This is a genomic window from Roseibium polysiphoniae (genome assembly GCF_014842925.1).
GTDB classification, from domain to species: domain Bacteria; phylum Pseudomonadota; class Alphaproteobacteria; order Rhizobiales; family Stappiaceae; genus Roseibium; species Roseibium polysiphoniae.
The window spans coordinates 271,700-298,597 of the sequence record NZ_JACYXJ010000006.1; the positions used below are offsets into that span (position 1 = coordinate 271,700).

At 58.5% G+C, this 26,898-nt stretch carries 26 protein-coding genes and 2 riboswitches; of the genes, 8 read left to right on the forward strand and 18 right to left on the reverse strand.

Annotated features, from left to right (window positions below; all coding sequences use genetic code 11):
* Nucleotides 1-10: 10 nt before the first annotated feature.
* Both gcvT and IG617_RS17035 read right to left on the reverse strand, forming a co-directional pair.
* Entirely contained in the window at nt 11-1,162 is a 1,152-nt protein-coding gene (gene gcvT, locus IG617_RS17030; protein ID WP_192110442.1) for a glycine cleavage system aminomethyltransferase GcvT, read from the reverse strand.
* Nucleotides 1,163-1,214: 52 nt separating this feature from the next.
* A riboswitch (glycine riboswitch) is annotated at nt 1,215-1,347 on the reverse strand.
* A riboswitch (glycine riboswitch) is annotated at nt 1,348-1,439 on the reverse strand.
* 119 nt (nt 1,440-1,558) lie between these two features.
* Nucleotides 1,559-2,185 (reverse strand): hypothetical protein, encoded by a 627-nt coding sequence (locus IG617_RS17035; protein ID WP_192110443.1) that lies wholly within the window; start codon nt 2,183-2,185, stop codon nt 1,559-1,561.
* 155 nt (nt 2,186-2,340) lie between these two features.
* On the opposite strand from IG617_RS17035, the gene ispH reads away from it, so the two are divergent.
* Genes ispH through IG617_RS17055 form a run of 4 tightly spaced genes read left to right on the forward strand, consistent with a single transcriptional unit; the run spans nt 2,341 to nt 5,710 of the window.
* The gene (ispH, locus tag IG617_RS17040; protein WP_192110444.1) at nt 2,341-3,339 is read left to right on the forward strand and encodes a 4-hydroxy-3-methylbut-2-enyl diphosphate reductase; all 999 of its coding nucleotides are present in this window, start codon (nt 2,341-2,343) and stop codon (nt 3,337-3,339) included.
* 6 nt (nt 3,340-3,345) lie between these two features.
* Nucleotides 3,346-4,311 carry a homoserine kinase gene (locus IG617_RS17045; RefSeq protein WP_192110445.1) on the forward strand — a complete coding sequence of 322 codons (966 nt, stop codon included), beginning with the start codon at nt 3,346-3,348 and terminating at the stop codon, nt 4,309-4,311.
* Nucleotides 4,308-4,787 (forward strand): ribonuclease HI, encoded by a 480-nt coding sequence (rnhA, locus tag IG617_RS17050; RefSeq protein WP_192110446.1) that lies wholly within the window; start codon nt 4,308-4,310, stop codon nt 4,785-4,787. The genes IG617_RS17045 and rnhA overlap by 4 nt, the downstream gene beginning before the upstream one ends.
* Nucleotides 4,784-5,710, forward strand: coding sequence for a diacylglycerol/lipid kinase family protein (locus IG617_RS17055; RefSeq protein ID WP_192110447.1), 927 nt, complete (start codon nt 4,784-4,786; stop codon nt 5,708-5,710). The genes rnhA and IG617_RS17055 overlap by 4 nt, the downstream gene beginning before the upstream one ends.
* Before the next feature lie 71 nt (nt 5,711-5,781).
* Here IG617_RS17055 and IG617_RS17060 read toward each other — a convergent pair whose 3' ends face one another.
* The 5 genes from IG617_RS17060 to IG617_RS17080 form a co-directional block, all read right to left on the reverse strand.
* Nucleotides 5,782-8,691 (reverse strand): EAL domain-containing protein, encoded by a 2,910-nt coding sequence (locus tag IG617_RS17060; RefSeq protein WP_192110658.1) that lies wholly within the window; start codon nt 8,689-8,691, stop codon nt 5,782-5,784.
* A gap of 31 nt (nt 8,692-8,722) precedes the next feature.
* Nucleotides 8,723-9,361, reverse strand: a complete 639-nt coding sequence (locus IG617_RS17065; RefSeq protein WP_192110448.1) for a GNAT family N-acetyltransferase — start codon at nt 9,359-9,361, stop codon at nt 8,723-8,725.
* Nucleotides 9,362-9,386: 25 nt separating this feature from the next.
* A complete protein-coding gene (locus IG617_RS17070) occupies nt 9,387-10,700 on the reverse strand; it encodes a M16 family metallopeptidase (RefSeq protein ID WP_192110449.1) in 1,314 nt (437 codons plus the stop codon).
* A 2-nt stretch (nt 10,701-10,702) separates the two neighbouring features.
* Complete coding sequence (thrC, locus tag IG617_RS17075) at nt 10,703-12,109, reverse strand: threonine synthase (RefSeq protein WP_192110450.1); 1,407 nt, start codon at nt 12,107-12,109, stop codon at nt 10,703-10,705.
* 139 nt (nt 12,110-12,248) lie between these two features.
* The gene (locus IG617_RS17080) at nt 12,249-12,830 is read right to left on the reverse strand and encodes a YqgE/AlgH family protein (protein ID WP_246542175.1); all 582 of its coding nucleotides are present in this window, start codon (nt 12,828-12,830) and stop codon (nt 12,249-12,251) included.
* A 253-nt stretch (nt 12,831-13,083) separates the two neighbouring features.
* Here IG617_RS17080 and IG617_RS17085 point away from each other — a divergent pair, with 253 nt between their 5' ends.
* On the forward strand, nt 13,084-13,932 hold the full coding sequence (locus tag IG617_RS17085) for a protein-disulfide reductase DsbD domain-containing protein (RefSeq protein ID WP_192110452.1): 849 nt from the start codon (nt 13,084-13,086) through the stop codon (nt 13,930-13,932).
* A gap of 116 nt (nt 13,933-14,048) precedes the next feature.
* Nucleotides 14,049-14,534: a peroxiredoxin gene (locus tag IG617_RS17090; protein WP_192110453.1), complete on the forward strand. Its 486-nt coding sequence runs from the start codon at nt 14,049-14,051 to the stop codon at nt 14,532-14,534.
* Between the two features lie 104 nt (nt 14,535-14,638).
* On the opposite strand, the gene IG617_RS17095 is transcribed toward IG617_RS17090, so the two are convergent.
* From IG617_RS17095 to coxB, 8 genes are all read right to left on the reverse strand, one after another.
* On the reverse strand, nt 14,639-15,424 hold the full coding sequence (locus IG617_RS17095; RefSeq protein WP_209008566.1) for an SURF1 family protein: 786 nt from the start codon (nt 15,422-15,424) through the stop codon (nt 14,639-14,641).
* Nucleotides 15,425-15,457: 33 nt separating this feature from the next.
* Entirely contained in the window at nt 15,458-15,859 is a 402-nt protein-coding gene (locus tag IG617_RS17100; protein ID WP_192110454.1) for a DUF983 domain-containing protein, read from the reverse strand.
* 92 nt (nt 15,860-15,951) lie between these two features.
* On the reverse strand, nt 15,952-16,821 hold the full coding sequence (locus IG617_RS17105; protein WP_192110455.1) for a cytochrome c oxidase subunit 3: 870 nt from the start codon (nt 16,819-16,821) through the stop codon (nt 15,952-15,954).
* 50 nt (nt 16,822-16,871) lie between these two features.
* Nucleotides 16,872-17,480, reverse strand: a complete 609-nt coding sequence (locus tag IG617_RS17110; RefSeq protein WP_192110456.1) for a cytochrome c oxidase assembly protein — start codon at nt 17,478-17,480, stop codon at nt 16,872-16,874.
* A gap of 9 nt (nt 17,481-17,489) precedes the next feature.
* Entirely contained in the window at nt 17,490-17,651 is a 162-nt protein-coding gene (locus IG617_RS17115) for a hypothetical protein (RefSeq protein ID WP_192110457.1), read from the reverse strand.
* A gap of 4 nt (nt 17,652-17,655) precedes the next feature.
* On the reverse strand, nt 17,656-18,591 hold the full coding sequence (locus IG617_RS17120; RefSeq protein WP_192110458.1) for a heme o synthase: 936 nt from the start codon (nt 18,589-18,591) through the stop codon (nt 17,656-17,658).
* Between the two features lie 153 nt (nt 18,592-18,744).
* Complete coding sequence (gene ctaD, locus IG617_RS17125) at nt 18,745-20,340, reverse strand: cytochrome c oxidase subunit I (protein WP_153770863.1); 1,596 nt, start codon at nt 20,338-20,340, stop codon at nt 18,745-18,747.
* Between the two features lie 88 nt (nt 20,341-20,428).
* Nucleotides 20,429-21,325 (reverse strand): cytochrome c oxidase subunit II, encoded by an 897-nt coding sequence (gene coxB, locus IG617_RS17130; RefSeq protein WP_192110660.1) that lies wholly within the window; start codon nt 21,323-21,325, stop codon nt 20,429-20,431.
* Nucleotides 21,326-21,828: 503 nt separating this feature from the next.
* Here coxB and IG617_RS17135 point away from each other — a divergent pair.
* Nucleotides 21,829-22,374, forward strand: coding sequence for an invasion associated locus B family protein (locus IG617_RS17135; protein ID WP_192110459.1), 546 nt, complete (start codon nt 21,829-21,831; stop codon nt 22,372-22,374).
* Nucleotides 22,375-22,397: 23 nt separating this feature from the next.
* Here the strand turns inward: IG617_RS17135 and IG617_RS17140 are convergent, their stop codons facing one another.
* The 3 genes from IG617_RS17140 to tldD all read right to left on the reverse strand — a co-directional run bounded on the left by IG617_RS17140 (nt 22,398) and on the right by tldD (nt 26,324).
* Entirely contained in the window at nt 22,398-24,188 is a 1,791-nt protein-coding gene (locus IG617_RS17140; RefSeq protein WP_192110460.1) for a monovalent cation:proton antiporter-2 (CPA2) family protein, read from the reverse strand.
* A gap of 94 nt (nt 24,189-24,282) precedes the next feature.
* Nucleotides 24,283-24,903, reverse strand: coding sequence for an HAD-IA family hydrolase (locus IG617_RS17145; protein WP_209008567.1), 621 nt, complete (start codon nt 24,901-24,903; stop codon nt 24,283-24,285).
* Nucleotides 24,900-26,324: a metalloprotease TldD gene (tldD, locus tag IG617_RS17150; protein ID WP_192110461.1), complete on the reverse strand. Its 1,425-nt coding sequence runs from the start codon at nt 26,322-26,324 to the stop codon at nt 24,900-24,902. The genes IG617_RS17145 and tldD overlap by 4 nt, the downstream gene beginning before the upstream one ends.
* Before the next feature lie 321 nt (nt 26,325-26,645).
* Here tldD and IG617_RS17155 point away from each other — a divergent pair, with 321 nt between their 5' ends.
* Nucleotides 26,646-26,873: a hypothetical protein gene (locus IG617_RS17155; RefSeq protein WP_192110462.1), complete on the forward strand. Its 228-nt coding sequence runs from the start codon at nt 26,646-26,648 to the stop codon at nt 26,871-26,873.
* Nucleotides 26,874-26,898: the final 25 nt, after the last annotated feature.

The following is a 26,898-nucleotide window of genomic DNA, read 5'->3' on the forward strand; positions in this document are numbered from 1 at the left end:
TGAAATGTAGTCAAGCTTTGGGTTTGCGGTAATAGCGGTTCGGCACGATGGGCATGTCGACGATTTCCGCCGGCAGTTCCCTGCCCCGCACAACGAGATTGATCTTGGTGCCCGTGGCGGCATGTTCGGCTGGCACATAGCCCATGCCAATCGGTGCGCCGACGCTGGGGGCAAAGCCGCCAGAGGTCGCCGTGCCGATCACCGGACCGCCGGGCAGCTGGATTTCGGCACCTTCACGCGCAGGCGCGCGGCCTTCGAGTTTGAACCCGACACGCACACGGCCAGGACCATCCTTCAGTTCAGCCTGGATGCGTTCGGCACCTGGAAAACCGCCCTCTTCGCGGCGGCGCTTCTGCATGCAGAATGTGATCGCGCCTTCAACCGGCGATGTGGTTTCATCGAGATCATGGCCATAAAGACAAAGTCCGGCCTCAAGGCGCAGGCTGTCACGCGCACCAAGGCCGATCGGCTCGACCCGGTCATCGGCAAGCAGCGCACGGGCGATGGCTTCCGCAGCACCGGCCGGCACTGACATTTCCACGCCGTCCTCGCCCGTGTAACCGGCGCGGGAGATATGACAGGAGATGCCGTCGAACTCCATGAAATCGCCGGACATGAACTCGAGATCGGCCGCAGCAGGTGCGTGAGCGGCGACCGCTTCCACCGCCTTGGGGCCTTGCACCGCGATCAGCGCGCGATCATCGAGAATTTCCAGGCGAACGCCGTCTGGGAGACCGGCTTCCAGCAGCGGATAGTCGACATGTTTGCGAGACGCATTGACGACGAGCAAAAGGTGACCGTCGAGGCTTTCGTCTCGAGGACGTGTCACCATCAAATCGTCGACAATGCCTCCATCGGCGTTCAGCAGCACGGTGTAGCGCTGCTTGCCCGGCTTCAGCTCGACCATGTTTGAAGGGCAAAGAGCTTCCAGCGCCCGCGCCGTCGTCTCATGGTCCGGCCCAACCAGCTTCGCCTGGCCCATGTGCGAGACGTCAAACAGACCGGCGCTGTCACGGGTCTGCAGGTGCTCTGTCATGATGCCGGCCGGATACTGGACCGGCATCTCGTATCCGGCAAACGGCACCATGCGGGCGCCGAGTTCGACGTGAAGGTCGTAAAGCGGTGTCTTTTGAAGATCGCCAGGAGCGTCCGGCTCAGCCATGTAAGGTCCTCAGATTCAAGGTTGCACGGGAACGCGGCCATAACGGCCCGTCCGTACCCCCTCTGTCCGAGTACCTGAGAGATTTCCCGCTGCTCCAGCCCGAAAGACAGGTGATCAACGGTTACTCCTTCGGTGAGCCGTTCCTTCCCGTTTCACCGGGCCGGTTAACTGCTTTCCAGAGCGTTGATGTCCTAGCGGTCCTTTTGCCTGAGAGTTTCCGGGGCGGTTGCTCCTTCGGCGCCGGTCTGTTTCATCCGGCCTCTCCCGCTAGGGCTATCGGAAGCTCAAATGAGCATCCTGTCGACTCGAGAACGACCCGGGTCGATGTGATCAATTCTGTGGCGCGCCTATCCTATTGTCAATAAGCCAGACGGCTCAAACGATAAGCGACCGTTCTCAACGGCGCTTTCCCTCGTCGAAACCGACCACGATTTTCATTTCCTGATTGCGCGGAACCGTGAACTTGCTCTCGATCAGCGTCCAGGCTTCGCTGGGCGCACCGGCGCCAACGGTGACCGGCACCGAGACAATTTCGGAGTAAAGGGGCTTTGCATCACTGCCTGAGGGAATGACTGCGACCCGGACAGGGAGCAAGACCTCACCGCCAGACCACGCCGGGCCTGGAGTAACATCGCCGGAAAGACCGATCTTGATGCGCGTTTGATCCGTTCCTTCGCGGGCGCACTCCCGCGCCCACTCTTCAACAGTTGCCTGATAGAGGAGGTTCTCCGGCGTTTCTTCCTTTCGCCGAGCAAATTTCATGATCAGGTGTGTGCCGGTCTGAAGCTGGATCGGCGGGCAGTAGACGTCGGCAACAAAAGCATCCGGGTTGACCTCGATGGGCCCCTTGCCGCTTGTGGTGATGCCCGTCAGCCAGCTCTTTGACTTGGAGGATACGCTGGCACCGCCTGACGTCACTTCATCGGAACTGCTCATGCAACCGGCGAGCAAGCCTGCGCAAAGCGCTCCGGCGAGAACGAGACCCGTCCGGCGTTTAACCACAGTTTCAATGCCCTTACACATGTTTCACCCGCATGTTTCCCTTTAAGCTTCGGCCGCGCTACATAGCAGGTCCATCAAACCTTGGCGAGACTGAGGCTGCATGCGATTCAGTTGAACCTTGACAGGACCCAGCTCGCGCCCCTTATTGCGGACTGATGACAGTCCGAAGGACCAAAATGACAGCACCAACCTCCGAGAGGCCTGCCCTGACGATCCACCTGTGCGCACCTCGTGGTTTTTGCGCTGGTGTGGACAGGGCAATTCAGATCGTCGAGCTGGCTCTGGAAAAATATGGCCGTCCGGTTTATGTGCGCCATGAGATCGTCCACAACAAGTTCGTGGTCGACGGCCTGAAAACCAAAGGCGCGGTCTTCGTGGAAGAGCTCGAAGAGATTCCCGCAGCGGATCAGGAACGGCCGGTCATCTTTTCGGCCCACGGCGTGCCCAAAGCCGTGCCCGAGGATGCCCGCTCACGCAACATGTTCTTCCTCGACGCGACCTGCCCGCTGGTGTCCAAGGTCCACAAGGAAGCGGAGATTCATCATCGCCGCGAACGTGAAATTCTGCTGATCGGACATGCGGGTCATCCCGAGGTGATCGGCACCATGGGTCAGCTTCCTGAAGGCACCGTGACGCTGATCGAAACCGAGGCCGACGCACTCGATTTCCAACCCAAGACTGACCGGCAATTGGCCTTCATCACACAGACGACCCTGTCTGTGGACGACACAGCGGGAATTGTTGAGGTGCTGCGACAGCGGTTCCCGGATATTGTCGCTCCGCACAAGGAAGACATTTGCTACGCGACCACCAATCGCCAGGAGGCCGTCAAGGCCGTCGCTCCTGAAGTGGACGCGATGATCGTGGTCGGAGCGCCCAACTCTTCCAATTCGCAGCGGCTTCGCGAGGTCGCCGAGCGTGCAGGATGTACAACGTCTCACCTGATCCAACGAGCCAGCGACATTGACTGGAACGCGTTCTCCGGCATTTCTTCCCTTGGTCTGACCGCTGGTGCATCTGCGCCCGAGACACTGGTTGAAGAAATCATCGCGGCCTTTGCCGACCGATACAGCGTTTCTGTCGAGACCGTTCGCACGGCCGAAGAGACGATTGCCTTCAACCTGCCGCGGGAATTGCGCGAAGCTCCCACACAAGCGCCCACGGCTGCAGAGTAGACATTTATGGCAGTTTATACGGACGTCGCCGATGAAGAGCTCGCCGCCTTCATTGCCACATACGACATTGGTGCCTTGCTCTCGTGCAAGGGCATTGCGGAAGGCGTCGAGAACAGCAACTTTCTGCTGCACACAGAGGCTGGCTACTTTATTCTGACGCTTTACGAAAAGCGCGTCGATCCGAATGACCTGCCATTCTTTTTGAACCTGATGCAACATCTCGCGGCGAAGGAGATCTCCTGCCCAACGCCTGTTGCCAACACGGTGGGCGAGCTTCTGGGAACGCTTGCCGGGCGACCAGCTGCAATCGTCACATTTCTTGAGGGCATGTGGGTCAAAAGACCCCGCCCGGAACATTGCGCCGAGCTCGGCGCCGGCATGGCGGCCTTGCATCTGGCCGGTGCTGACTTTGCGATGGTCAGGCCCAACGCGCTAACCGTTGGCGACTGGCGTCCGCTTTTCGAGCAATGCGGTTCGAATTCAGACCGGGTTCAGGCCGGCCTGTCGGCGGAAATCGAAAAAGAACTCAGACACCTGGAGGGTCGGTGGCCGAAGGATCTGCCCACAGGGGTCATCCATGCGGACCTGTTTCCAGACAACGTCTTCTTTCTGGGCGATGAGCTGTCCGGTCTGATCGATTTCTATTTTGCCTGCACCGATGCTTTCGCCTACGACGTCGCAATCTGCCTCAACGCCTGGTGCTTTGAACAGGACGGTGCCTTCAATGTCACCAAGGCCCGGGCGCTGCTGAACGGTTACACCAAGGTCAGGCCCTTGAGTGAACCAGAATACGAAGCCCTGCCGCTGCTCGCACGCGGCTCGGCCCTGCGCTTCCTTCTGACCCGGCTCTATGACTGGCTGAGCGTGCCTGAAGGCGCCCTGGTCACGCCGAAAGATCCGCGCGAGTACCTGAAGAAGCTCAGATTTCATCAAGGCGTTGAAAGCGTGAAATCCTACGGATTGGACCTATGACAGAAAACAATCAGGTTACGATCTATACGGATGGTGCTTGCTCAGGAAACCCTGGGCCTGGCGGTTGGGGCGCCATTTTGCGCTTTGGCGAGCATGAACGGGAACTGTGTGGCGGCGAAGGCTCGACAACAAACAACCGCATGGAACTGACGGCGGCCATCGAAGCTCTGAATGCCCTCAAGCGCCCCTGCGCAGTCGATCTTTACACCGACAGCACCTATGTGCGCAGCGGCATCAAGGAGTGGATGGCTGGCTGGAAGCGCAAGAACTGGCGCACCGCGGCCAACAAACCAGTCAAAAATGTGGAGCTATGGCAGGCTCTGGATGAAGCGCGTCAACGCCATGACGTGACCTGGCATTGGGTCAAGGGGCATGCGGGTCATCCCGACAACGAACGTGCCGACGAACTCGCGCGCAAGGGAATGGCTCCTTACAAGCCTGGCTATTCCGGCGACGAAGAAGGGTCAGACACATGAGACCCCTCTGGTCCCCCTCCCATGCGCTGCCTGACCTCGCGCCCGAGGCGAAGGGCAAGACCGTCCTCATCCTCGCCAATCCGACAAGCGGTGGGTACAATCCACGCAAGCTCGAGAAAATCCAGTCTTATCTGACGGAGGCCGGTTGCCGCGTCACGCTGAGGTTGACGACGCATGCGGGCGAGATCGGCGAGGTTGCGGCCGATCCGCGTCTTGCCGTGAACGTCCTGGCGATTGCCGGCGGCGACGGCTCCGTCAATGATGCGATCGCCGGTTTTCAGACCAACCCGGCGGCTCCCGACCTTGCGGTGATCCCATGCGGCACGGCCAATGTGCTCGCCCACGAGCTGGGCCTGCCCAGCCGTCCGGCTGCAATTGCACGGGCGATTCTGAACCACCGTACCCAGCCGCTGCACTTTGGGCTTGCGAACGGCCACCCGTTCATCCTGATGGCTTCCGCCGGATTTGATGCAGAAGTGGTTCACGGCATTTCGCTGGCGTTGAAGCGGAAATTCGGCAAACTCGCCTATGTTTTTACTGCGCTGAAAATCGGCATGAGCCGCGAAAGCTCCGATATCAATGTGGATGTGGACGGACAGAAGTTCACCGGCAAGCTTGTGGTGGCCACAAACGGCCGGTTTTACGGTGGGCCCTTCGTGGTCTGCCCCGATGCGTCCGTAACGACCCATGGGCTGCACGTTCTTGTGCTTCGAAAAGACGATCCCGTCTCTGCCGTCCGGTTTGGCCTCGCACTCTTGATGGGGCGGGTACACAAAGCCAAGGGCGTAACGGTGACGGCATTCGAAAAAGCCCGTTTTTTCGCGAAGAGACCTGTGGCCGTGCAGATCGATGGTGATGCCTTCGGCACAACACCCGTGATGATCGAGGCGGCCAAAGACGAATTGGCTATCGTCGTACCCTGAAGACTATTCCTGTTCAGGCCTTCTGAACATCACCGCCGGCTAGACCGTCTGTGGTGCTCACAAGTCTTACCTCAAGCAGGCTCGGTCTCGGCCGGAATGCTGCGGAGCAACTTGGTTGCCTCGTCGGCCGACATGGCCTGTCCAAAGAAGTAGCCCTGAGCATATTCGCAGCCAAGCTGGTAGAGCTCCAGCGCATCGGCCTCGTTCTCTGCGCCTTCAGCGACCACTGACATGCCCAGGTCATGCCCCATCGCCACGATGGACCTCAGCAAGACCGGGCGAGCGGACTGACCGTCAGCTTTTACAAACGACTGGTCGATCTTGATCGTGTCGAACGGAAAGCGTTGCAGATAGGACAGGGATGAATGGCCGGTGCCGAAGTCATCGAGTGACAGGCCCGCGCCCAGTGCCCGCAACCGCTCAAGGACCTTTGCCGAATACTCCGGATTGGACATCACGAGAGACTCGGTGAGTTCGAGCTTGAGGGTCCCAGGGGCCAGTGAAAGGCGCGAGAGAATGGCCTTCACTTCGTTGATCAGGTCATGCTTGAGCAGTTGGCGCGACGACATGTTGATGCTGGCAAACAGCGGCTTGGACATCTTGATTTCGCGCTGCCAGAAGGCAAGCTGAGCGGCCCCCTTTTCCATCATGTAAGTGCCGAGTTCGTTGATCAGTCCGGACTGTTCGGCAATCGGTATGAATTCAGACGGCGCAATCTTGCCACGCTTTGGATGTGTCCAGCGCGCAAGGACCTCAAATCCTGCGATGGATTGATCTTCAAGACGCACGATCGGCTGGAAGAAGACGCCGAGCGCCTCCTTCTTAATCGCCTCGCGGAGGTCCGCTTCCATGTCGACAACGTTTTTGCCCAGGGGCCGCAGGATCGGCCTGAAGACCTCCTGCCTGTCGCCGCCCAGCCGCTTGGCATGATTAAGGGCGATCTCAGCGTTGGTGACCAGGTCCTCAACGCTCTGCTTTTCGCCCTCATACAGCGCTATGCCGACAGAACAGGTCAGGAAGATTTCGCGATCACCGAAGGTGATGGGCGCGCGCACGGCCTTGCGCAGGGAATCTGCCAAGGTCACCACGCGATCCGGTTCTTGCTCGGACAGGAGCACAAGGCCATACTGGTCGCCACTCAGCCGGGAAAGCGCGTCCTGCTGTCCAACGAGACGCCCTAGACGACGCGCCACAGTCAAGAGAATGCTGTCGCCAGCAGACAGGCCAATGCTGTCGTTGACCTGCTTGAAGCGGTCGAGGTTGATGACCAGAACTGCCGGCTTACCGCTGCCTTCGGCGCGCGAGCGCGCCAGAGCCATCCTCAGCCTATCCATAAACAGTTCGCGGTTGGGCAGGCCGGTCAGATTGTCGTGGACCGCGTCATGAAGAAGGCGTTCCTCGGCGGTGCGTTCTTCGGTGATATCGAGGAGCGTTCCGACACAGCGGATGACTTCACCATCCGACCCGACAATCGGACGCGCGCGCAGACGGAACCAGCGGAAATGGCCATCCTCAGATCTCAGCCGGAAGTTTTGCTGCACCCTGCCACGTCGCTGGTCGATGACGGCGTCGAGCGTCGCGCGGAAACGATCCCGGTCCTGAGGGTGCAGGATCTCAAGCCAATCCCTTGCCGCACCATCCAGAGTTCCGTGGCGCAGGCCGAGCAGGTCTTCGACTTCGTTGCCGGTAAAGATCCGGTCCCGGTCCACATCCCAGTCCCAGATGATGTCTCCTGACCCGGTCAGCGCCAGAGCGCGGCGCTCCACATCAGAGATCAGGCCCTGGGCAATCGCACCGCCGGCGAAAGCATGCTGCATGACCGTGAATCCGATCAGCAGCACGATAAGCACAAGCCCGCCACCTAGGGCCGGCTGAACGATGTCATTTGCCAGGCCGCCTGTCACCGTCAGCGCCGCGCCGATCAGCCAGGCGATCAGCAGGAACCATGTGGGGATGAGCATGATGGCCCGGTCATAGCCCTGGAAGGCGAGCAACATGACCGTCGCGAAGCCGAGAACGCCGATGATGCCAAGCGACAGGCGCGCGATACCGGCTGCAATCGAAGGATCCCAGACCGCCACGCCCAGAAGCCCAAGAAGAAGCACCAAGGTCGTCAGCGCCAGGTGGCTGTAATGAATGTTCCAGCGGTTCAGGTTCAAATAGGCGTAGAGGAAAATGATCAAGCTTGCTGCCAGCATCACTTCGGCGCAAGCGCGGTAGAGCTGATCATCACCCTGGGTCAAATTGAAAACACGGCTGAAGAAACCGAAATCGATGCACAGATAGGCCAGCACTGCCCAGGCAAGCGAGGCGGTCGCCGGAAACATGACCGTTCCCTTGACCACGAAGAGTATCGTCAGAAAGAGCGCGAGAAGACCCGAAATACCAAGGATAATGCCTCGGTAGAGCGTGTAGGCGTTGATCGTTTCCTTGTAGGTGTCAGGCTCCCACAGCCGGAATTGCGGAAGATCCGGCGTTGTCATCTCAGCCACGAAAGTGACGATGGCGCCAGGGTCGAGCGTGATGAGGAACACATCCGCTTCGAGACTTTTCTGGCGCTCAGGCGCAATGCCCTGGCTTGGCGTGATCGACGCGATCCGGGAGGAGCCGAGATCCGGCCAGAACAGGCGGGATCCAACGAGCTGGAAGAAGGGCGCAACCAGAAGCCTGTCGATCTGCTCGTCGCTGGTGTTCGTCAGAGCAAAGACCGCCCAGTCCGTGTTGCTCGCATCCCTCGATGATACTTCGATCCGTCGAACAATACCGTCTGCACCGGGCGCAGTGGACACCTGAATTCGGGGACCTGTGCCGGCGTGAATCTCAATCGCATTCGTCAGATCGAGGGCATCCACGTCAAGTGGGACCTGGATTGGTTCGACGGCGCGTGCGTGATTGGCTGCGAGGATACCCAGCAGCGCAATCAACAATACAGCGAGGCTTTTTACTGCGCCTCCAAGCTGTTCCGGTATCACATTCCACATGGGGCGAAGAAGTACCGGGTTGCGTTGCATGTCACAAGAATTCTTTCAGCTTGCCCCCGTAAGAAAGCGGAAGCGCGGAGCGTTTTTTGGCATGATCTTCGGCCAGGCAGGCGAACAGTATGTGATCCTGCCAAGTCCCGTTAATCAATAGATAATTGCGTGCATACCCTTCGCGCTCAAATCCGGCTTTTTGAAGAAGACGGATTGAGGCTTCATTGGATGGCAGGCAGGCCGCTTCAATCCGATGCAGACCAAGATCATTGAAGCAAAATGGCAGGATGGCGGAGACCGCCGCGGACATGTGGCCCTTGCCAGCATGCGCGGCGCCCATCCAGTAGCCGAGCGTCACACACTGGCTGACACCGCGGCGGATGTTCGACAGGGTCAACCCGCCAAGAATTTCATCGGTTCGCGCGCAGAACAAAAGAAATGGTTGGCTACGCCCATCCCGTCGGTCGCGGGCATAGCGCCGCAAACGGCGGCGAAAGCCTGCCTTTGTCAGGTCGTCTGCAGGCCAGATCGGCTCCCAAGGGCTGAGAAAGGTGCGGCTTTCTGCGCGCAACTTGGCCCATTGGCGGAAATCGGTCATGACCGGCGGACGCAAATAATGTCCGTCGGTCTCGATACGCGGATCGGTATCCAGGGAAAGCACGGGTCGCAACAAAGACATGGCTGCCTCCCCTCTTTTGTCCTTACTACATTGCGCCTGCTGCTTGGCCGGCAACCTGCTTTGCGGACAGAGGCTCTGATCCAGCGAGGCGGCTGGCGAGCTCGTCAACATTCATCAATGTATCCACTGGCCCCACGGCTGTCAGCGTCGGTGTCGAATCAACGAAGGTTTCCCGCGCCACCCGGCGAATATCCTCAACGGTCACCGCATCGATCTTGTCTGACACTTCCTCGATGCTGAGAATGCGGCCATGGACCAGGATCTGGCGGGCGATCTGTCCCGCCCGTGCCGCCGGGCTTTCAAGTGCCATCATAAGGCCCGCGCGGATCTGTGCTCTGGAACGTGCGACTTCCTGGTCGGTGATGGTTTCGCCGGCCGTTTTCAGCTCATCGACAATGACAGGCATCAAGGCGGCGATGTCTTCGCGACTGGTCGCGGCATGCAGACCGAAAAGACCCGTGTCCGAGAACGCCCAGTGGAAGGAGTATATCGCGTAGCATAACCCGCGCTTTTCCCGAATTTCCTGGAAAAGGCGCGACGACATGCCTCCGCCCAGGACGGACGCCAGGATCTGGATCGCATAATAATCCTTCGACTTGTAAGGTCGTCCCTCGAAGCCGATCAGGATCTGGGCCTCCATCAGGTCCTTTGTCAGCCGTTGCTCTCCGCCCTTGTAGAGAGCTGGCGTTTCAGCCTGGGCAGGTGACGACGGAATGGATTTGAACTTCTCTTCCGCAAAGCGAACCAGTTCGTCATGATCGACGGCACCGGCTGCTGACAGGACCATGTCAGGCCCGCGATACCGGTCAACCAGATACTTGTTCAGGGCGTCGTGAGAGAAGCCCTTGACGGTCTCCGGCGTTCCAAGAATGGGTCGGCCCAACGCCTGATCCGGCCAGGCAGCCTCCTGAAACAAATCAAAGGCGCGATCTTCGGGGGAATCATAGGCAGCGCCAATTTCCTGAAGGATGACATGCTGTTCACGCACCAGCTCATCCTTGTCGAAGGTCGAGTTCTGCAGAATATCAGCCAGTAGATCGACTGCGAGTGGCAGATCCTCGGCGAGAATACGGGCATAGTAATTGGTATGCTCGATGCTGGTGGAGGCGTTCAGCTCCCCACCGACAGCCTCGATCTGCTCGGCAATTTCACGCGCTGTGCGAGACAGGGTTCCCTTGAAAGCCATGTGCTCAAGCAGATGGGTGATACCGTTCTGCTCACTCGTTTCGGCGCGGGACCCGGTGCGCACCCAGACGCCAAGCGCAACCGTCTTCAGATGCGGCATCTCGTCGGTCACCACGGTCAGGCCGTTCGACAGTTTCGTTATACGTACCTGCATGGTCAAACCCCGCTATGCACGGCGCGGGCATGCTCTTCGATGTGGCGTTCAACTGCATCCTGCTCCGCGGGCAGGATTTCCTGGCGTTCTTCTGCACTCATCATCGGCTGGAGTTCGGGTGGAAGAGCAGGTCGCACACCACAAGCCGCCTCGACAGCATCCGGGAACTTCGCCGGATGCGCAGTGCCCAGGATGATCATCGGCGTTTCGCCGCTGTCATGCGCCTTGGCAACATGGACACCAATCGCCGTATGCGGATCCAACAGATAACCGCTTTGTTTCAGAACGCTGTCGATGGTCTCGGCGGTTTCCGCCTCATTGCAGCGCCCGGCAAGGAATTTCTCCCGCATGGCCGCGAGAGGGCCGTCTTCGATGGTGAAGCTGCCTGACTGTGTCAGCTGGTTCATCATGCGGCGTACAGCGCTGCCATCGCGGCCACTGACTTCGCTCAACAGTCGCTCGAAGTTCGACGAAATCTGAATGTCCATCGACGGCGCACTGGTTGCGGTCACACCGCGCATTTCGTAACGGCCTGTCTCCAATGCCCTTGCGAGAATGTCGTTCACATTCGTGGCGACGACCAGCTTCTCGACCGGCAGCCCCATCTGCATGGCCGCATAACCCGCAAAGATGTCGCCGAAGTTCCCGGTTGGAACGGTGAAAGACACCTTGCGATGCGGTGCGCCGAGGGCAACCCCGGACACAAAATAGTAGACGATCTGGGCCAGAATTCGCGCCCAGTTGATGGAGTTCACGCCTGAAAGCGCAACCCGGTCGCGAAAGCCGAAGTTGTTGAACATGCCCTTCACGATGGACTGACAATCATCGAAGTTGCCGGTCAGAGCCAAAGCATGGACATTCGCCTCTGTCGGCGTCGTCATCTGCCGGCGCTGCACCGGTGACACGCGCCCATCCGGGAACAGAATGAAAATGTCTGTCCGGTCGCGCCCACGAAACGCCTCGATCGCCGCACCGCCGGTATCCCCGGAGGTTGCGCCAACGATGGTCGCTCTCAGTCCCTTTTTGGTCAGGACATGGTCCATCATGCGGCCAAGCAGCTGCATTGCCACGTCCTTGAAGGCCAGCGTCGGACCATGGAAAAGTTCGAGGACAAAGCTGTTGGCGCCGATCTGGACCAGTGGCGTAACGGCCTCATGCCGGAACCCGGCATAGGCGTCACGAATCATATCGCCTAGTTCCTGATCAGAAATCTCGCCGGCCACAAACGGCTGAATCACCTCATAGGCGACGTCTGCGTAGGGCATTCCAGCAAAGGACGCGATCTTGTCGGCGTCGAACGTGGGCCATGTTTCGGGGAGATAGAGGCCGCCATCGCGCGCCAGTCCCTGCAAGAGAACCTCGGAAAAGCCGAGAACAGGTGCTTCGCCGCGCGTACTGAAGTATTTCACCGCCCGATTGCCTCCAAACTGTCGTTACTCATCAAGCGTATTCGCCTTTGGCGCACCCTAGAGCAAACTTAGCCGGAATTAAAACAAAACCCTCGCCTGCAAACCGCCTTAAGCGTCGATTTGCAGCAGTCGGTCGCAATCACGCGTGACCAGCAGTGCCGAATAACATGGCCGGATCGATGCCGATGGATTGCAAAGCTCTTTGCCACTTGTCGTCAAAAGTCGGATCAAACACCAGGTCCCGACTGGCTGGGCCGGTAAGCCAGCCATTTGCCTGGATCTCGCTTTCCAGCTGTCCGGGCGCCCATCCGGAATAGCCAAGTGCGAGCATTGCCTTCTCCGGACCGCGACCTTCGGCGAGAGCCTTCAGGATCTCCAGTGTCGCGGTCAGGCAAATTCCGTTGTCGATCTCAAGGGTCGACCTGTCCAACACGTAGTCATTCGTGTGCAGAACAAAGCCACGTTCCATTTCGACCGGGCCGCCCTTGTGGACGTTCATTTCCCGAATTCTGGTGGGAAGGCGAATGGCGTTTTCGTCGTTCAGAATGTTGAGCTGAAAAAGCAGGTCCTCAAGACTGAGATGCCGCGCGACCTGGTTGAGCACCAAACCCATGGCGCCCTGCTCCGTATGCGAGCAGACATAGATCACAGAATGATCGAAGCGTCCGTCATCCATGTTTGGCATGGCGATCAGAAACTGACCTTCGAGCGAATCCGTCATTCCGTGCTCCTTCATGAAACCGATCATCGTTCCCTGTAGCCGGTCCCGCCAACTGGTCTCGCCGCTCTGCTCAAATCAAAGATCCAAAAGAGTACCCCGACTTTACCAAATTGTTAACGCCGGGATCTGCGGAATAGTATCATTGTGAGCACGCGCCAAGCTTGCGTGACCTCACCACCCTGTCACGCAGATATGACGCAAGCAGGGCACGGCCAATGATGACGAACAGCCTCAGATCCGCTAGCAAAGAGGCATGGTAAAACGACTGTTCATAATACTCGCATTTTGTACGTCCCTGCCGTTCCTTGCCTCAGGTGCGGCCAGCGCTGCGGCAACCGAATGGGCAAGCGTCCACGGCGGCGCAGTGCGCCTGATTGCGTCCGGGCCGCTGCAGGATGGCACCTACAAGGCCGGCATCGAATTCTCGATGGAGCCAGGTTGGCACACCTACTGGCGTTTTCCGGGCGAGGCCGGCATTCCGCCGATGATCGACTTTGAAGCGTCGAAGAACCTGCAGAAAAGCGATGTCATGTTCCCTGCGCCCAGTCGCTACGACGACGGGTTTTCTAATTCCATCGTTTATCATGATGCTGTTGTTCTGCCGGTGATCGTCACGCCTGAAAACGCCGGAGAGCCGGTTGATCTGTCTCTCTCCATGTTCTTCGGTATTTGCAAGGACATATGCGTGCCCGGCGATGCCAACCTGTCCTTGAGCCTTTCTCCGGACGACAAGACCGATGCGCTGGCGACAAAACTCATCGACCGCGATCTGGAACTTGTACCAGCTGCCATGAGCAATGCTGCTCCCAAGGTTCTCGGCCTTGATGCCAAGACCACCGACAAGGGTCACCAGTTCGTGATTACGGCCAAAGTCTCCGAAACCGACGAAATCGATCTTTTCGCGGAGGGGCCGGAAGGGTCCTACATTGCGCTTCCCGTTTTGCTTCAGCGCGATGGCACTCAGGCGACATGGTCGCTGTCGTCGCGTGGCCTGGTGCAATCGGAGACGGGCTCGAGCCTTACCTTTGTGCTTGTCGACGGCCACACTGCTGTCGAAACCAAGATCGAAGTCCCGCCTGAGCTCCTTCCCAAGACGGATTAAATTGGCCAACCGACCAACAAGTGCCGGTTGAGCTCTCGACGCCGCGGATGCAACGTCCTATTTGGTTACGCGACAGCCCTCACATGGGGATGAGCGGCGAACATGGAGTGTGGTGAATGAGCATCAAGGTTGGAGACAAGCTGCCCGAGGCATCCTTCAAGGTGATGACCGCCGATGGGCCTGGCGAGATCAGCAGCAGTGAATTGTTCGGTGGCAAGACGGTTGTGCTCTTTGGTGTCCCTGGAGCGTTCACTCCGACATGCCACATGAACCACCTCCCCGGTTTCATCGAGCATGCGGACACCATCAAGTCGAAGGGCGTCGACACCATCGCGGTTCTTTCCGTGAATGATGTTTTCGTCATGGACGCCTGGAAGAAGGCTTCCAACGCCAGCGATCAGATCACGTTCCTCGCCGACACCGGCGCAGAATTCGTCGAGGCTGTTGGTCTCGGACTTGGTCCTGCGCCGATCTTCGGCCATCTCCGCTCCCAGCGTTTCGCGCTGATTGCAAAGGACGGTGAAGTGACGTTTCTGGCGGTTGAAGAAACACCCAGCGACGCGACAGCGACCGGCGCCGCTGCCATTCTGGCTGCGCTCTAAGTCCGGGTTCTCTTGGCCACTTGGGTCGGAACGAGCATTCACTATGAAACGAGTTCAGGGCGCGGTTTTCCGTGCCCTTTTCTTTTCCGCTCAGTGACGGGTTGTCACTCAGGGCTCTGATCCGAAACAGGCTTTCGGCGCAGCAAGCTCAGCGCGAAGGTCAGATAGACACCTATCAAGGTCGCGGCCAGGCCGAACCAGGTCAGGGCATACCCGAGATGGTCATTCTTGAAACGCACGACCGTTTCTCCTGCTTGCGGAATGCCGTCTTTCCCGGAAAATTCTTCATCCAGATCAATACTGAACGGTGCGAGCTGCCCGGTCTCGAGACCAAGCACCCCAGCCATGTGATCGGTGTCGCGGGCGAACCAGATACGTTCGTTTTCCTGAACTTCAGGCGTGGTCCAATTTGGTGTCTCCGAAAGACGTAGCAACCCTGTCAGGCGGGTCGCGTCAGGCCATTTTTCCGGCCCGGCATAAACCTCAGCCCCATAGGACCAGATTTCCTGAGGCACAAAGCCCCGATTGACGAGAACCGTCCATCCGTCCCCCGTGACGAAGGGGCTATAGACCATATAGCCGGGGCCCTTGTACTGCCCCCTTCTATCGGAACCGAGGGACGTGAAGTAGAAAACGTCCTTTGCAAGAAAATGCCCTTCGATGAAAACATGTCGGTAATCGACATCGAAAGGAACCAGCTCTGCCCAGCTTTGCGCGCCCGGCGCGGGCTGCGGATCCGCCGTTGTCGCAGTTTCCACCTTGGCGATCAGCGCATTCTTCCATGCCAAACGATCGAGCTGCCAAAAACCCAGCGTCAGCAGGATCGCCAAGGCGATTGCGGTTGCGACAGTTGGCAGGATGAGACGGCGCACCGGGGAGGCTTCAGACACTTTGCGATTTCAACTTCTGTTGTTTTTGGGCGTTCAACTGTCGGCGGCCTGGTCCTGTGGATCCTGAAGCTGCCCTTCGCTGGCATTGTGCTTGTATTGCATGGCGATCATCACGCCTTTGAGGGGACGCAAGACACCGCCTGCGAGAATGACGGTCAGTGGCAGCCAGAGCACGAGATGGAGCCAGATCGGGGGCTGATAGGCCAGCTCGACCGCGAGAACCAGCCCGACAACCACGAAGCCTACCAACATGATGACGAAAACCGCCGGCCCGTCGCCGCTGTCAGCAAAATTGAAATCCAATCCACAATTGCTGCAGCGGTCGCGAAGGCCCAGGAATCCCTTGAACAACTTCCCCTCACCGCAGCGCGGACAATGGCCGGACATGCCGGCGGTGATCGGGTTCACAGGTGGGAAATGGGCCTTGTCGGACATGGTGACCTTCAATCGAATAGAGGTTCAAAAAGCAAACGCCCGAACCGGAAACCGGATCGGGCGCTTTGTTCGTCATCTCACTGTATCGAAGATCAGTGAGCAGGCGTTCCAGCGCCCCAGATGTAGATGGCTACAAAGAGGAACAACCAGACCACATCAACGAAGTGCCAGTACCAGGCAGCTGCCTCAAAGCCAAAGTGCTGTTCCTTGGTGAAGTCACCGGCAAGGGCACGGAACAGGCAGACAGCCAGAAAGATGGTTCCGACGATCACATGGAAACCATGGAAGCCCGTGGCCATGTAGAAGGTCGCGCCGTAGATGTTGCCATCGAACGTGAAAGCGGCGTGGCCGTATTCGTAGGCCTGGCAGATGCTGAAGATCACGCCGAGAATGACGGTCAGGGTCAGGCCCCACTTCAAACCTTCGCGGTCGTCATGCAGCAGCGCATGGTGCGCCCAGGTCACCGTCGTGCCGGAAGTGAGCAGGATCAGTGTGTTGAGCAGCGGCAGGTGCCAAGGGTCGAAAGTGGCGATGCTGTCGGGCGGCCAGTGACCACCGGTCGCTTCAACGCGTGCGAACTGAATGGCTTCACCTGCGAAAAGCGCCGCATCGAAGTAGGCCCAGAACCAGGCCACGAAGAACATCACTTCAGATGCGATGAAGAGCAGCATGCCGTAGCGCAGGTGCAGCGAAACGACCCGGGTGTGATGGCCCTCATGCGCTTCGCGAATGGTGTCACGCCACCAGGCAAACATCACATAAAGGACGATCACCAGGCCCACGGCAAAGAGGCCCCAGCCGGTCAGGTCGAGACCGAAAAGAACGAACTCCGTCCCCTGGCCCAGCTTCATGAAGCCTATGGCGCCTAGAGCCAGGATGAACGCCCCGACCGAAGCCAGGAACGGCCACGGGCTGGGATCCACCAGGTGGTAGTCGTGATTTTTGGTATGTGCCTCAGCCATCGGCATGCTCCCCAAACACAAATAGATCCGTCGCCATCAAAGCGGCGGGTTCAAAGCTTCGTTTCAGCGGCGGGCTGAACTGCCCGGGCCGCAACAGGTTGTTCCGGCTCATCGACCGGGAAGAAGGTATAGGACAGGGTAATTTCCTTCACATGTTTCAGCTCGGGATCCTTGTCCATGTCCGGGTCGATGAAGAACACGACCGGCATTTCTACAGATTCGCCAGGTGCCAACGCCTGCTCGGTAAAGCAGAAGCACTCCAGCTTGTTGAAATAGGCGCCTGCCTCATTCGGCGTCACGTTGAAAACCGAAGTCCCAACGGAGAGATCAGCGCCCGTGTTTGTCGCAGTGTAGGCGATTTGCGCGCTCTCGCCCATCTTCATGGTCACGGACCGCTGAACCGGCTTGAATTTCCAGTTCAGCGTATGATTCACATTGCCATCGAACCGAATGGTTATCGGGCGATCAATAACGAGATCGCTGGCTGCTTCCGCCACCTGAGTGGTGCCGCCAAAGCCTGTGACCTGGCAAAACAGATTGTAAAGCGGGACGGCCGCATAGGCGGCTCCGATCATCGTCACGAACAATCCGGCGCATGCCAGACCTACGGTCCGGTTCCTGCGCATTGCCTTGTCGTCTTGGGATCTGTCGTCGCTCATGGATTTGTCTCAGAGGGCGCGATTGAGGATTTCCGGCCCCATCTTGACGATGGTAACCACATAAAACAGCACGACAAGCGCGACCAGCGACAAGGCGATCGCTATGGAACGCGAGCGTCGGCGCTTTTGCTGCTCGTCTGTCAGCTTGATACCGTTTTCTTCACGCGTCATGGCTTTAAAGACCTGCGATCAGGCTCTCCGCCAGGAGAATGGCGAAAAGCATGAAGAGATAGAAGATGGAGTAGGAGAAGAGGTGGACCGTCGCTTTGCGAGCAGCCTCTCCGTCCCGCACACGCCAGACGTTGAAAGCGAGCGCGAGGAAGATCGCCCCCAAAATGCCCGCTGAAACGCCGTAGAAGATACCCGCAAAGCCCAAGAGATAAGGCGCGACGGCAAGTGGCGTCAGAACCACTGAATAAGCCAGGATCTGATTGCGGGTCGAATTTTCTCCAGCGACAACCGGCATCATCGGGACGCCCGCGGCCTTGTAGTCGCTGTTCTTGAACAGCGCCAGCGCCCAAAAATGCGGAGGCGTCCACATGAAGATGATCAGGAAAAGGACGACGCTTTCCAGGCTCACGCCGCCTGTCACGGACGCCCAGCCGATCATGGGAGGGAAGGCTCCAGCGGCTCCGCCAATGACGATGTTCTGCGGCGTCGAGCGCTTCAGCCACATGGTGTAGACGATGACATAGAAGAAGATCGTGAACGCGAGAAATGCTCCGGCAAACCAGTTAACAAGTAACCCGAGCGTCACGACCGAACCAATGGAGAGCGTCATGCCGAAAGCAAAGGCTTCGTCACGGCTGACCTTGCCAGCTGGGATCGGACGGTTAGCGGTGCGCGACATGATCTGATCGATGTCTGCGTCATACCACATGTTCAGGGCGCCAGACGCGCCAGCGCCGATGGCGATGCACAGTAGGGACACGGTGGCAAGCACGGGGTGGATGTTCCCCGGCGCCAGCATCATTCCAACGAAGGCGGTGAAGATCACCAGCGACATGACCCGCGGCTTCAACAGCGCGATGTAGTCGCCAACGGATCCCTGCCCGCCATCCCAGACGAAGCTTTCCGTGTTCATCGTATCCTGGCGCTCGACGAGCGACATGGGCGGCGTCCCTTGTTTGTTATCTTCGGCCGTCTCGCTGCGGCCCATAAGGCCATTGGACGGATCTTTATCTCAAAGGCACACCGCGCCGGATATGGCGCGGTGTGTATTTTTGTCCAGTCGCAAGCCGGAGCCCGCGGGAAACCCGTCGCCTTACTTGATGCGCGGCAGGGTTTCGAACTGGTGGAACGGAGGCGGCGAAGACAGCGTCCATTCCAGAGTGGTTGCACCTTCACCCCACGGGTTGTTGCCGACAGCACGCTTCTTGGCGAAGGCTTCGACGATACCGAAGATGAAGACCAGCACAGCAAAGGCCGAGATGTAGGAGCCGATCGAGGAGACCAGGTTCCAGTTGGCCAAGGCGTCCGGGTAGTCCGCGTAGCGACGCGGCATACCGTTCAGACCCAGGAAGTGCTGCGGGAAGAAGATCAGGTTCACGCCAACGAAGGTGATCCAGAAATGCGCTTTTCCGATCGTATCGTTGTACATGTAGCCGAACATCTTCGGGAACCAGTAGTACCAGGCGGCAAAGATCGCGAACACGGCACCCAGCGACAGAACGTAGTGGAAGTGAGCCACAACGTAGTAGGTGTCATGAAGGGCACGGTCGAGACCCGCGTTGGCCAGCTGCACCCCGGTCACACCGCCAACGGTGAACAGGAAGATGAAGCCGATTGCCCAGACCATAGGTGTCTTGAACTCGATGGAACCGCCCCACATGGTCGCGATCCACGAGAAGATCTTCACCCCGGTCGGAACCGCAATAACCATCGTGGCGGCCACGAAGTAGGCCTGCGTTTCAGCGGACATGCCAACAGTATACATGTGGTGCGCCCACACGATGAAGCCGACGACACCGATCGCCACCATGGCATAGGCCATTCCCAAGTAACCGAAGATCGGCTTGCGGGAGAAGGTGGAGATGATGTGGCTGATGATGCCGAAGCCTGGGAGGATCAGGATGTACACTTCCGGGTGGCCGAAGAACCAGAACAGATGCTGGAACAGGATCGGGTCACCGCCACCTGCAGGATCGAAGAAGGTGGTGCCGAAGTTGCGGTCGGTCAGCAGCATGGTGATGGCACCAGCCAGAACCGGCAGCGACAGCAGCAGCAGGAATGCCGTGATCAGCACCGACCATGCAAACAGTGGCATCTTGTGCAGGGTCATGCCCGGCGCACGCATGTTGAAGATGGTGGTGATGAAGTTGATGGCGCCCAGGATCGAGGAAGCACCTGCAACGTGCAGGGACAGGATCGCAAGGTCCATTGCAGGACCGGGCTGACCGGAGGTGGACAGCGGCGGGTAGATCGTCCAGCCGCCGCCGACGCCGTTGCCGCCCGGAGGGCCTTCAACGAAGAGGGAGAGAAGCAGCAGGATGAAGGCCGGCGGAAGCAGCCAGAAAGAGATGTTGTTCATCCGCGGGAAGGCCATGTCCGGCGCACCGATCATGATCGGCACGAAGTAGTTGGCATACCCACCGATCATCGCCGGCATCACCATGAAGAAGATCATGATCAGACCATGCGAGGTCGTGAAAACATTGAACGTATGCGCGTTGGAGAAAATCTGCATGCCTGGCTCTTGCAGCTCAAGGCGAATGCCGACGCTCAGCGCTCCCCCGACGATCCCGGCAAAGATCGCGAAGAAAAGATATAGAATTCCGATATCCTTGTGGTTGGTCGAATAGACCCACCGACGCCATCCTGTCGGATGACCATGTGCCGCATGTGTATCGGTCGCATACATATTGTGCTCCCTCTTTAAGCCCAGCTGGCGGCGCGTCTGACGTCACTATCTGCGATCGTCGCGCCCGCGCATTCGTTGACTGTCGCCGTTAGTTCTTGGCGACAGTGATTTCGTCGATCGAGCGTGCCTCGGCCACCTTCTTGTCAGCGGCGATGGCAGCGATCAGCTGCTCGTTGGCAACATCGAGATCGTCCTGTGCGGCAGCCGCCCAAGCGTCATACTGCTCCTGCGTGACAACGCGGAGGGCAATCGGCATGAACGCATGCTTGATGCCGCAAAGCTCGGAGCACTGGCCATAATAGACGCCCGTTTCGCGAGCCTTGAACCAAGTCTCGTTCAGACGGCCTGGAACAGCGTCGATCTTCACACCGAAAGCAGGCATCGCGAATGCGTGAAGAACGTCTTCGGCAGTAACCTGAAGGCGGACCGTCTTGTTGACCGGAACAACCATCTCGTAGTCAACAGCAAGAAGTCGGGGCACTTCATTCAGGGAGACACCGCGAGCTTCTGCCACTTCGGCACGTTCGCCGTCTTCTACCATGATTGAATCAAAGTAGAGATCGCCCATGCCTTCGTCGGTGTATTCGTAACCCCAGTACCACTGATAACCGATCGCCTTGACGGTCATGTCATATTCCGGAATTTCCAGCTCCTTGTAGAGCAAGCGGAAAGACGGGACAGCGATCACGACGAGGATCAGGATCGGAGCGATGGTCCAGACGACCTCGATCATCGTGTTGTGGGAAGTTCGCGACGGCACAGGATTGGCCTTGGAATTGAACTTCACCATGACGATGATCAAAAGCGCCAGCACGAACAATGTGACGATCGTGATGATCCAGAGCGTCATGTTGTTGAACCAGTGAATGTCGTCCATGACTTCGGTCGCTGCAGCCTGGAAGCCCAGCTGCCACGGTTCGAAGCCGGGCTCCTGAGCAAATGCCGCGGCTGAACCACCGACCGTTGCGGTCGCCAGTGCGACCATGTTGATGAGACGCTTGAAGATGCCCTTCACGTCCGCGCTCCCTTCCCTCGACCGCCCGTTTCCAGCGGTATACGCATGCAAATCCAAGAACCGTAAGGCTCCAACAGCAGCTGGGCGATGACACACCTGAGCGTGTCGCTTCCAGCCAGTCCGGCAAAACCAACGGCTTTGCCATATGATACTCACAAACACGCACATAGCGCGATGGGTCCAAAGGGTTAAGCGGCGATCTGACGCATCACTCCACGGACTCCGTTCCGGCGCACAAAAACCACAAGAAACGCAAAGCTGCAATGGTCATCAGGACATTTCGCACCGGACTTACCCCCTGTTATCCTTGATTGAGATCAAGGACAGTCGAAATCTGGTCAAAAATGCGCAGTAGCTCATTCCTGTCTCCGCCGAAGGGGTGGCCACGCAGGCCTCCATACGGCAATCTCGCGCTTAGAAAGCAAAGTCGATTCGCGTTTGTGAAAGCATACATCCATTGGCCGGCATGCTAAATGTTGTTCGCAAACTGTGACTGGAGGATACCCTTGTTGAGCCGTCTGTCTTCTTTCGGAGCCTCGCTGGCCCTGACACTTGCCCTTGGCGCCACCTCAGCTCTGCCTGCTCTTGCCCAAGGAGAGGTGAAAGCCACCCATGGCGACTGGCAGATGCGGTGTGACACACCACCGGGTGCTTCCGGTGAGCAATGCGCGCTGATCCAGAATGTGACGGCGGAAGATCGCGAGAATGTCGGACTATCGGTCATCGTTTTGAAAACGGCTGACAAGCAGGCCAGAATTCTTCGCGTCCTGGCGCCGCTTGGTGTTCTCTTGCCATCAGGCCTCGGCCTTCGGGTCGATGATGCAGACATTGGTCGTGCCGGCTTCGTGCGGTGTCTGCCAAATGGCTGCATCGCCGAGGTCATCCTGGAAGACACTTTGATCAACCAGCTCAAGAGTGGTGGTCAGGCTACTTTCATCATCTTCCAGACACCAGAAGAGGGCATCGGAATTCCGATTTCCCTGAATGGCTTTTCTGCAGGTTTCGACTCACTACCTTGACGACCCAAGACGCTGACGCTGGCTCAGTCGCTCTTGTCGTCGGACACGGCATCCTTAGAGCGTCGGCGTGGTGTCACGGCGTGAAGACGATCAGCGCCCGCAAACATACCCTCTTCCAGTTGGAGAGCGAGCCGTTCCTCATCTCTGATGCGGACATCTTCCTCGATTTGGGCAATGCGATCGATTGGCGTCCCAAGTGATTCCAGCGCTGCCTTGCCAAAGGCGATGCTGGATTCAAAGGTCTCGCGGATTTGATAGTCGACGCCTTTCTGGGTCAACTCCAGCGCATGGGCGCGGTCAGTGGCCCGGCAGAAGACCAGCGCGTTGGGGAAATTTCCCCGAATCAGATCGATGGATTGGCTCATCACGCGGTCGTTCTCGATGCACATGGCGACCAATGCTGCCTTTCCGGCACCTGCAGCGGCCAGAACATCCGAGCGCGTCGCATCACCGTAGTAGACCTTGTAGCCAAGCTTGCGTGCATAGGCGATGCGGTCCGGCCGGTTGTCGATGGCCCGGACTTCAAGACCTTCAGAGGTCAGGATTTGGCCGACCATCATTCCAAAGCGCCCAAAGCCGATGACCAGAACTGTTGGTGTCGCCTCTTCAAAGGTTTCGATCGCCGGGTTCTCGACGCCGCTCTTTTTCAAACGCGCCGCAATCCAATCCAACGCAAGGCAGGCGAGCGGTGTCATCAGCATCGTCAGGATAACGATTGAGTTGAGCAGGTTCGCCGTCTTGTAGGGCAGGAATCCAGCGCTGATTGCCGCCGTGAAGAGAACGAAAGCGAACTCTCCGCCTTGCGGCAACGTCACGGCGACACGGAAGGCATCGGAATTGGACGAGCCTGAGCCGCGGGTCAGTGCCCAAAGAAACACGCCTTTCACAAGCATCACGATCAGGACGCCCGCTGCCACCAGACCCAGGTTCTCGGTGAGAATCGAGAAGTCGAGCGACATGCCGACGGCGACGAAAAACAGCCCCATCAACAGTGATCTGAATGGTTCGATGTCGGCTTCCAGCGTGTGGCGGAAACTTGATTCTGCAAGCAATACGCCGGCCAAGAACGCCCCGAGCGCCATCGACAGGCCGACGGCATGCATGATCCCGGCGCTGCCAAGCGCAACCAGCAAGGCAGCCGTCAGCATGATTTCACGCGCACGGCTGGCCGCCAGGAACGAAAACAAGGGCGACGCCAGGAAACGCCCCGCCAGGATCACGGCACCGATGGCGCCGACAATGGTCGCCACCTCAACAGCAACTTCCGAACCTGTCGAAGGGCCTTCATCCGGCGCGAGGAGGGCTACCATGGCCAAGAGCGGCACAATGGCGATGTCCTGCAGCAGCAGGATGCCAAACGCCCTTTGGCCGTAAGCAGATGACAGCTGACCGCGTTCCTGCAGGATCTGCAGGGCGAAGGCCGTCGAAGACAAGGCCAGACCAAAGCCTGCCACAAGGGAGAGCTTGGTCGAGTACCCGAGGAAATGTCCTATGGAATAAAGGGTCGCGCCGGTGAGCAGAACTTGCGCCGTTCCCAGGCCGAAGATGTCCCGCTTCATTTTCCAGAGTTTCTGCGGATCGAGTTCCAGACCGATCACAAACAACAGCAGGACCACGCCCAGCTCGGCGACGTGCAACACATCCTCTCCAGAGCCCAGAAACCCGAGCCCGAACGGCCCGATGGCTGCCCCTGCTGCTAGGTAGCCTACCACCGAGCCGAGCCCCAGGCGTTTTGCTATAGGCACAGCGACCACGGTCGCCGCGAGAAAAATGATCGATTCAGTAAAAAATGGCGGAGCGCCTTCGGCGGCCATTCTCTCTCCCACTCAGGCTTCGTGCTTGAAACGTTACGTCCAAATGAAAACTAGCAGCTGATTCTAAATAAACAGAGAGCTTCGACAAATGAGCTTAGGGGAAACGAAAACCTGCATCCTTGAGAAAACGCAAGAGCCCGGAAGGACGCTCGTAGAGATGTGCCGTCAACCCGGCGTTTTGAGCTCCCTCGACATTGTCTTCCCGATCGTCGACGAAAAGCGTCGTCTGCGGAGCATGGCCATACCGTTCGCACATCCTCAAAAACACTGCGCTGTCCGGTTTGCGGGCTTGAAAGTCGGCAGACACATGAGCCCGTTCGCCAAAAATCTCGACAGCTTCAGGGGCGCAAACCGGAAGCGCCTGTTTGAGTAACAAGCCGTTGTTGGTCAGCAGCGCGAGCTCAGCTTGATCCCTCAGGTCGCGAACGATTTCGAGTACATCCTCACGCGGCCGCATCATCTGACGCCGGATATCCGCCCAGGTATCAAAATCAATCGGATAGCCCAGCAGATTGGCAAATTGCGCCAAATATCCTTCAGCAGTGTCCGGGCTGCCGGCCTCTGCCAGATTTTCGTGCGGCCCTCCCCAGACAGATGCATCGATATCCGCTTGGGCACGTCCCGTCAGTTTTTCCAAAAGCTCGAGACGGACAGAATGCTCATATTCATAGAGCACCTGGTCCATATCGAAGATCGCAAAGGTGAAACGGCTCAAACCGCCGTTCCGCCGACAGTCAAGCCGTTGATCCGCATGGAGGGCTGTCCGACGCCGACAGGAACGCCCTGGCCTTGTTTGCCGCAGGTGCCCATCCCGGGATCAAGAGCCATGTCGTTGCCAATCATGGAAATCCGGGTCAAGGCGTCAGGACCATTGCCGATCAGCATCGCCCCTTTCACTGGCTCACCAACCTTGCCGTCTCGCACGCGATAAGCCTCGGTGCAGGAGAATACGAATTTTCCGCTGGTGATATCGACCTGGCCACCACCAAAGGAGACGGCGTAAAGCCCGTCTTTGACCGATGCCAGGATTTCGTCCGGTTCCTTGTCACCGGACATCATGACCGTGTTGGTCATCCGCGGCATCGGGATGTGCGCGTAGGACTGGCGACGGCCATTGCCCGTGGGCTCCATTCCCATCAGGCGCGCATTTTGGCGATCCTGCATGTATCCCGTCAAAATGCCATCCTCGATCAACGTCGTGCGCGCGGCAGGTGTTCCCTCATCGTCAACAGTCAGTGAACCGCGACGGTCCGGGATCGTTCCGTCATCCACGATGGTAACACCAGGAGCTGCCACACGCTGGCCCATCAACCCAGCAAAAGCGGACGTCTTCTTGCGATTGAAATCACCTTCAAGCCCGTGGCCGACCGCTTCGTGAAGCAGAATGCCCGGCCAGCCCGGCCCCAGGACCACGTCGAGGGTGCCTGCCGGGGCTGGCACAGCCTCGAGATTGACCAATGCCTGACGCAGGGCTTCATCGACCCCAGACTGCCAGTTTTCGGCAGTAATGAACCGCGCGAACCCTTCGCGGCCACCGCAGCCGAAGGACCCAGACTCCTGACGATCATCATTGCCTGCAACGACATTTATGCTCATGCGAACCATGGGCCGAACGTCGCGAACCCGGTGCCCGTCAGCGCGCAGAATATCGACGACCTGCCAGGACCCGGCCAAGGATGCCGTTACCTGCCGCACGCGTGGATCTCGCGCTCTGGCATAGGCGTCGATTTCCTGAAGAAGCTTGACCTTGTCTTCAAAGGACGGTCCGCCGAGCGGGTTCTCGTCCGTGTAGAGAGACTGGTTAGTGCGCGCGGGAGCGCTTGCATAGGTCCCGCTGTGGCCCGTTTTCACGGCGCTGACCGCGTCAGCGGCTCGTTTCAGCGCGCCCTCGGAAATTTCACCTGCGTGGGCGTAACCGGCCGCCTCCCCGACCACTGCACGAAGGCCGAAACCCTGCGCCGTGTCGTAGTTCGCCCCTTTCAATCTGCCATTGTCGAACACCAGCCCCTCAGATTGGCGATATTCCACAAAAAGCTCGCCGTCGTCCGCACCCTCGAGCGCCTGGGCTGTGATGCGTTTCGCGGCTTCAAGGCCTAGGCCCGAAGTTTCGATGAGATCTGTGTTTTTGTCGCTCATGAGACGTCCTGTATCCATTGGCCGCTGGCAGGGGCTTTGGCCACATCCGTGCAAGCTCGGGAGTGCTTCTCTCTGTAACATAGGTGATCGCGTTGGAAATTCATCTTCCAATCGCGGTTCTCCACTTGCACGAATTTTAACTTGAATATAATACTCATATTTAAAGAGTGATGCAGGTCAAAAGACACGACGCTCTTCTCAGCAAGTCGCGCACATCGGGTGTCCTTTCTAACGGCGCCCGGCGCGAGCAAGCCACTTCCTCCAAATACCTCAACCTGCACCGCAGTCCCGACACTGCGTGCCTTTCATTGTGAGCACTTCATGACAGACCACGAAACGCCCGAGGGCGCCAGTCGGCCCCTTTCCCCTCTGCAGGCCTATATGGTCGAGCGCGGTGACGGCCTCGATCCGCGCATGATCGAAGCGCTCGCCCAAAAGGGCTCCGTCTCCGGACCTGCACCAAACGATGGGCCAACGGCGGCAAATGTCATCAACGTGGATTTCCGTGGCAAGCGACCTTCGAAGCGCTCGGGAAAGCAAACGGGGTGAAATCTGTTCTGGTCGCCTTGCATAT